Source organism: Deinococcus pimensis DSM 21231, assembly GCF_000519345.1.
Lineage (GTDB): Bacteria > Deinococcota > Deinococci > Deinococcales > Deinococcaceae > Deinococcus_A > Deinococcus_A pimensis.
Window position 1 is genome coordinate 73,802 of sequence record NZ_KI912647.1, and the last position, 6,556, is coordinate 80,357.

The following is a 6,556-nucleotide window of genomic DNA, read 5'->3' on the forward strand; positions in this document are numbered from 1 at the left end:
TCGTCCGCCTTCAGGGTCGGCGCGAACGCCCGCACGAGCGCCGCGACGCCCGCCACCTGCGGCGCCGCCTCCGACGTGCCCGCCCACACGCGGTACTCCCTGGGTCCCGCGCCGAGGCTCAGGATGTCCCGCGAACCGCCCGTGCCGACCCCGCCGGGCGCGACGAGGTCGAGGTCACGCTCGGCGGTCGGACGGGCCGAGTAGGACGCCAGGGCGTCCCCGTCCCCCAGCGCGCCCACCGCGATGACGAGCGGATCGCTCGCGGGATAACGGATACCCTCCGCCGGGTTGTTCCCGGCGGCCGCCACCATCACGACGTCCTTCCCGGCGGCGTTCCGGATGGCCTGGGCGAGCGCCGGATCGGGATTGCAGCCCACGAACCCCAGGCTCATGTTCACCACCCGCGCGTTCTGCGACACCGCCCAGTTCAGGCCCGCCGCGATGGACGCGGTGTCCGCGAACTCCCGCCCGGCGTCCGTCATGCCGAACACCTTCACCGGCAGCACGTTCTGCGGACGCCACGTGATCCCGGTGATGCCGCGCCCGTTGTTGCCCGCGGCCCCCACGATGCCCGCACTGCTCGTGCCGTGCCCCGCGTACGGCCCGGTGATCTCCGAGGGGTCCGCGTCCTCGCCCTGACAGAACGGCTGCCCGTTCGCGCCGACGCCCGTGGTGGCGCAGAAGTCCCGCCCGGCGCGCAGCAGGGTCGCGCCGTTCGCGGAGAGGTCCTCATGCGTGGCCGTCACGCCCGTGTCGAGCACCGCGACGAGCGCCCCGCGCACCTCGCCGAGCCGATCGAACACCAGATCCCAGGCCGGCTTCGCGCCGATGCGGGTCAGGTAGGACTGCTCCGCGCCGCCCGCGAGGTTCGACACCACGCCGCCCGGATAGCCCGGGTCGTTCGGGACGGGCGCGGCGAGCGCCTCGTAGCGGTAGTTCGGCTGCACCCGCAACCCCCGCGCGGCGAGCCTCCGCGCGAACGCCTCGTCGGACTGCCCGGCGGGCGTGAAGACCCGCACCGTCTCCCCCACGGGCTCGGTTCGCAGGTCCGAGAGCGCGGAGGAGGCCGCCAGGGCGCGCGCTCCGCCGGACGACTCCTCACCGAGGACGAGGAGTTGTCCGGCGACACGCGGCGCGCTCCAGTCGGCGGTCCCCAGGAGGTCCGCCGCCGAGAGGACGCTCAGCGCGCCCGCAGGCGTGGGGCGCACGCAATCGTTCACGCTCGACTGCTGCACGCCGGGCGCCGAGCCGCAGGCCGCGAGCAGCACGCCGAGCGACAGGAAGGCCCAGGCTCGAATCATGAGCCATTCTCTGCCCAGCCCGAGGAAGCGGGGATGTGAGCGACCTAAGGTACACGTTCAGCGCGGGAGGGTCACCGTCACGTCCTGCCGGACGTGATCCTCGTCCAGCACGGTGTCCGCCGTGCCCGTCGGTTCGTCCGGGGTATCCAGCCCGTCCGCGCCCGCGTCGAGCCGCGCCACCACCCGGTACGCGCCCTGACCCACGAAGCCCGAGAAGGCGCCCGACGCGTCCACCGGGAGGTTCACCCGCTCGTCCTGGGTGTCGGGACGCTCCAGCCACACGCGCAGGTCCGGCGCCACCGCCCCCGCGCCCAGCGCCGCCGCCGCGTCCACCATCCCGAAGCCCGTCTGCGGATCGCGGCCCGCCGGGCCCAGATCACGCGCCGTCGCCTGAAGGCGCGCCACCACCCCGGACGCGGACGACGCCACGCCCTTCGACAGCAGCAGGGCCGCCAGGGCCGACACCTGCGGCGCCGCCTGCGACGTCCCCACCATCGCCACGTAGGTCGGCCGATTCGCACGGAAATCCCACGACGTCGAGAAGACCGCGTCCCCGAAGGGCTCACCGTCCAGCGTCGCCCCGTTGAGCGCCGTCGTCGTCCCGCCCCCCGGCGCGGCGAACATCACCTGAGGGTAGTAACTGCTGTACGGCGCCCGCACGAGACCGTTCGACGAGAGCGTCACCGACGCGACCGCCACCGCCCCGTCGCAGGCCGCCGGGTAGAACGGCGCGGTGGTGCCGTTGTTGCCCGCCGCCGCCACCACCAGCGCGCCCCTCGCGCGCGCCGCCGCGACCGCGTCGCACAGGGGCTTCGCCTCCGTCTGGGAGACGCTCCCGCCGAGGCTCAGGTTGATCACCTGAGCCTCGTGCGGCGTGCGCCACTGCACGCCCCCCAGCGTCACCGTCTCACCCGCCGCGTACCGCACCGCCAGCGCGATCGACGCGACGTCTCCGTTGCCGAACGCGTCCAGCACCCGCAAGGGCAGCACCTTCACCGGCGCGGACCGCACCGCGCCCGCCACCCCGCTCGTGCTGCAGCCCGCGCAGGGCGCCGCGAACGACCCCCAGCGCGCCGCGATGATGCCCGTCACGTGCGTGCCGTGACTGTCCGGATCGCGGTCGGCCACCGCCGGATCCGTCGGGTCCGTGTCGGGACCGTCCCCATCCCCGTTGTCGACGTTCGTCAGGAAGTCCAGCGCCCCCTCCGAGGGGCCCCACGTCACCCCCGCCAGGTCCGGATGGTCGAAGCGGGTCCCCGTGTCCACCACCGCCACCGTCACCGGACGCGTGTACGCCCCACCCTCCATGTCACGCCACACCGCGCCGTAGCCCATCACCCGGTACGGCCACTGCAGGGCCGCGTACTGATCCGAGGGACGCACCGCGGACGGCAAGGCCGCGTCGGCCAGCCTGCGCAGGACCCGGTTCGGCACCGCGTACTCCACGTCCGCGCGGGCGCTCAGCACGCGCGCCCGCGCCTCCGGGTCGGGCGTGTCCAGCACCACCAGTCGCGAGGACGCCGGACCCGCCGCCTCCGCGCCCACCGAGAGCGCCCTCGCGAACGCCGCGTCCGAACGGTACTTCACGATCACGCCACGCGCCCCGGGCGTCCCGGACGCCTCCAGGGAACGCCCGACGGTCACGTCCGAGGCGCCCGACACGTCCCGCACCACCCGGCCCGACAACGAGAACATCTCCGCGTCCACGTTCACCCGCACCCGGGAGGCGGGCAGGGCCCCCACGCGCCACGACACCACGAAGGACCCCGTCACCTCCGGACCCGAGGCGAGCGCCGGACGACGCGCCACCAGCTCGAACGACGCGTCGCCCTCCCCGCTGGACGGGACCGCGTCCAGCCAGGCGGGCAGGTCCCGCACCTCCCACGTGCCGCGCCCCGGCAACGTCACCGCCCGTGACGTGGACGTACCGAACGACACCGACGCCTCGGGCGTCCGGTTCGACGAGCCGCACGCCGTCAACGTCGAAGCGACGAGGGCCACCAAGAACAACCGTTTCATGTGATCACAGTCTAGGGGGCCGCCGCTGACGGAGATGAACGAAGCGGACGGAGCGGCGGGGTGGCGGGGCGGCCCGGCTGTCCGGGCAATTCACCCCACGCGTCTCTACAATGCGCTGCGTACGCTCGGGAGCGGTCCCTCGCTTGTGCCTGGGGCGTTCATGTGTCTCTACAATGGGTTCCCACAGCCGGGGCGGCCCGGCTGTCCGGGCAATTCACCCCACGCGTCTCTACAATGCTGGGGTGCCCAGCGGCAACACTCACAACCTCATCAACCTCTCCACCTTCGCCGTGCTCGGGAGTGCCGCGCTGTACCTGCAGCGGGCGGGCAGCGTCGACTTCTCTCGCGGGGACGCGCTCGGGTTCACCGTGGGCTTCTTCGTGGGGACGTTCCTGCTCTCCCCCGACCTCGACCTCGCCGAGCAGAACGTGAACTCCAAGCGGGCCTGGGGGTTCCTGGGCGTGCTGTGGGTGCCGTACGGGATGATGTTCTCGCACCGCGGCTGGTCGCACTCGTGGCTGGTGGGGCCGCTCACGCGGCTGGTGTACCTCGCGCTGATCGTGGGGCTCGTCGTGGGGCTCGTCCGGCTCGTCCTGCCCGGCGCGGCCCTGCCGTCCCTGCCGGTGCGGCTCGACTGGCCGGTCGCGTTGCCGCTGCTCGCCGGGTACTACGTGAGCCAGTGGCTGCACCTCATCGCGGACGGCGTGCGGCCCGACCACAAGATGCGCTTCCGGCGGCGCTAGCCCTCAGCGCGGGCCGTCACGACCATCACGTGGCTCGACTCCGTGAGCGGGCCGCCCTCGAACGAGCCGGAGAAGCGTGCACGGAAGCCCGCGTGCCGCAGCAGCCACTCCAGCTCCCAGCGGGTGAACCAGCGCTGCGTCAGCTCGCGGTGGGCCCGCGTGAGCCGCCCGTCCCCGTCCGTGGTGTCCACGAGGTACGACGTCGTCACGACCTGATTCACGGTGTCCGTGCGCTGCAGCAAGAAGACGTCCGTGCGGCGCCCGCCCTCCACGAAGGTCTCCCCCTCGTGCCGCAGCACGCCCTGCGGACCGAAGTTCGGGACGTACACGTCGAACGCCAACGTCCCGCCCGGCGCGAGATGCGCGCGCGCCGCACGCAGCGCCGCGAGCTGATCCTCGGGCGTGTAGAGGTGCATCAGCGCGTTGAAGGGCGCGACGATCAGCTCGAAGCGTTCACCCGGCAGGTCCAGCGTGCGCATGTCGCCCTGCACGAAGCGCACCTCCACGCCCGCCTCCCGGGCGCGCGCGTGGGCGCGCTCCAGCATCCGCGCGCTGGGCTCCACCCCCGTGACCTGCGCGCCGCGCCGCGCGAGGTGTACGGACACGCGGCCCGAGCCCGCGCCGAGCTCCAGCACGCGTCCCCCGACGTCCAGAGCGAGCCGCGCGTAGAAGTGCAGGTCGTCCCGGTAGGCGTCGTACTGACGGTCGTAGAGATCGGCGAGGTCGTCGTAGTCCACGCCCGAGATGATAGGGCACCAGCACACCTCTGCCCGCGGGAGCCGCGTGCGGTTTGTTCCAGAGGCCCGGACAGGCCTGAGTACGGTGAGGGAACCTCCTCAGCGTGCCCTCCGGAGAGCCCATGCGCATACCCCCGACCAGTGCCCAGAAGCAACGTGACGCGAACGCCGCACCCGAAGACACGCCCGACGGGCGGGAACGGTACGTGGTCGTCCTGAAGGACTTCGTGGCGATGCAGTCCCTCAACGGACTCGCCCTGCGCCTCGCCCAGGACTTCGACGGCCGACTCCACCGCACCTACCAGGACGCCCTCAAGGCGTTCTCGCTGGATCTGAAACCCGAGAACGCGCGGGCCCTAAAGCGCGATCCGCGCGTCGCGCACGTGGATCGTGTCCGCGTCCGTGCGCGGGCCGTGCGCGAGGAGACGACCGAGGAGCCCAGCGCCCGCGTGTTCGGGCGCAGCGGCAGCGTCACGTTGACGGTGAAGGTTCCGGCGGAACTGGGCTAGGGGCGCGCGCGGAAGGGAACCCGCGCTTCGTGCCCGGGTTCCCTTCCGCGTTCAGCGGCCATGACGGCGCAGCAGTTCGTCCCTGGAGATGAGGCCCAGCCGCGCCTCGCGCGCGGGACCCCTGGCGGAGCCGTGCGCCCAGCGCAGGAAGCTCGACCACAGGGTGAGACGGCGGCGCATCGCCTCGGGGACGTCGTGCGTCTCGAAGCCGAGCGTGACGAGCACGTCCGCGAACGGCCCGATGGAGAACACGCCCGGCAGGTCGCGCCACTCGGGGTCCTCCCGCACGGCGAGGGCGAGCTCGCGCATGCCGTCACGGACGAGCTTGAGGGTCCGCAGGGGCTTCGCGGCGAAGTGCACGAGGCGTTCGCTGTCGATGTGGATCTCCAGCATCGGCGTGCCCCTGGCGATGGTGGGGTGATCGTCGAGGGGGAAGGGAGAGATACCGGCGCGCAGCAGGCTCGTGGCGTTCTGGCCGACGCGGCGGATGCCGCCGCGCCGGTCGAACTCGGCGTCCACGAGGTGCAGGGCGCGCGGCAGCAGGTCGCGCGGGCGCTCCACCCGCACGCCGTCCAGCTCACCGAGCGGCAGGAGGCGATAGCCGCGCGCGCGAAGCTCCGCGAGGAGGCCGGGCAGGGCGGCGCCCGCGACGCGTCCACCGGGGCCCGCGTCGTGCATCACGACGACCGCGCCGGGCGCGGCGTGCTCCAGGACGCGCCGCGTGACGGCGTCCGGGGTGAAGTCGGGGTGCCAGTCGTGCGCCTCCACCGTCCAGTGCGCGCCCGTGAGACCCGTGCCGCGCAACCCCAGCACGGTCGCGAGGGTGTACGCGCCGTGCGGCGGGCGGAAGAAACGCACCGCGCGGCCCGTGGCACGCTCCACCGCCTCCCGCGAGCGCCGCAGGTCCGGAACGACCGTCCAGGGCGCGCGGCTCCAGGCGTGCCGGTGCCCCTGGCCGTGCGTGGCGACCTCGTGGCCCTCGTCCGCGACGCGGCGCGCCAGGTCCGGGTGCGCGAGGACGCGCTCGCCGACCATGAAGAACGTGGCGCGCACGCCCGCCTCACGCAGCGCGTCCAGCACGGCGGGCGTGGTGTCGGGGTCGGGGCCGTCGTCGAAGGTGAGCGCGAGGGTGGGTTCGCTGCCGCGTCCCACCCGGACCACGCCGAGATTCGCGACCTGCATGAGCAGGTACGGCAGGCCGACGTACAGGGCGAGCGCGCCCGTCAGCAGGCCCAGCGCGCGGCGTG

The 6,556-nt window shown here is 73.4% G+C and carries 6 protein-coding genes; 2 read left to right on the forward strand and 4 right to left on the reverse strand.

From position 1 onward, the window contains the following. Together DEIPI_RS30965 and DEIPI_RS0113170 are read right to left on the reverse strand one after the other, a co-directional pair. Window positions 1-1,301 (reverse strand): S8 family serine peptidase (locus tag DEIPI_RS30965; RefSeq protein WP_045234282.1); only part of this gene is annotated, 1,301 nt, incomplete at its 3' end. A gap of 57 nt (window positions 1,302-1,358) precedes the next feature. Next, the gene (locus DEIPI_RS0113170) at window positions 1,359-3,320 is read right to left on the reverse strand and encodes a S8 family serine peptidase (RefSeq protein ID WP_027482066.1); all 1,962 of its coding nucleotides are present in this window, start codon (window positions 3,318-3,320) and stop codon (window positions 1,359-1,361) included. 242 nt (window positions 3,321-3,562) lie between these two features. Here DEIPI_RS0113170 and DEIPI_RS0113175 point away from each other — a divergent pair, with 242 nt between their 5' ends. Beyond that, window positions 3,563-4,063 carry a metal-binding protein gene (locus DEIPI_RS0113175; RefSeq protein WP_027482067.1) on the forward strand — a complete coding sequence of 167 codons (501 nt, stop codon included), beginning with the start codon at window positions 3,563-3,565 and terminating at the stop codon, window positions 4,061-4,063. Here DEIPI_RS0113175 and DEIPI_RS0113180 read toward each other — a convergent pair. Beyond that, on the reverse strand, window positions 4,060-4,800 hold the full coding sequence (locus DEIPI_RS0113180; RefSeq protein ID WP_027482068.1) for a class I SAM-dependent methyltransferase: 741 nt from the start codon (window positions 4,798-4,800) through the stop codon (window positions 4,060-4,062). The two genes, DEIPI_RS0113175 and DEIPI_RS0113180, sit on opposite strands and share 4 nt — an antisense overlap. Window positions 4,801-4,922: 122 nt before the next feature. Here DEIPI_RS0113180 and DEIPI_RS0113185 point away from each other — a divergent pair, with 122 nt between their 5' ends. After that, the gene (locus DEIPI_RS0113185; RefSeq protein WP_027482069.1) at window positions 4,923-5,309 is read left to right on the forward strand and encodes a protease inhibitor I9 family protein; all 387 of its coding nucleotides are present in this window, start codon (window positions 4,923-4,925) and stop codon (window positions 5,307-5,309) included. Between the two features lie 51 nt (window positions 5,310-5,360). Here the strand turns inward: DEIPI_RS0113185 and DEIPI_RS0113190 are convergent. Then, window positions 5,361-6,556 (reverse strand): polysaccharide deacetylase family protein (locus DEIPI_RS0113190; protein WP_342667516.1); only part of this gene is annotated, 1,196 nt, incomplete at its 5' end.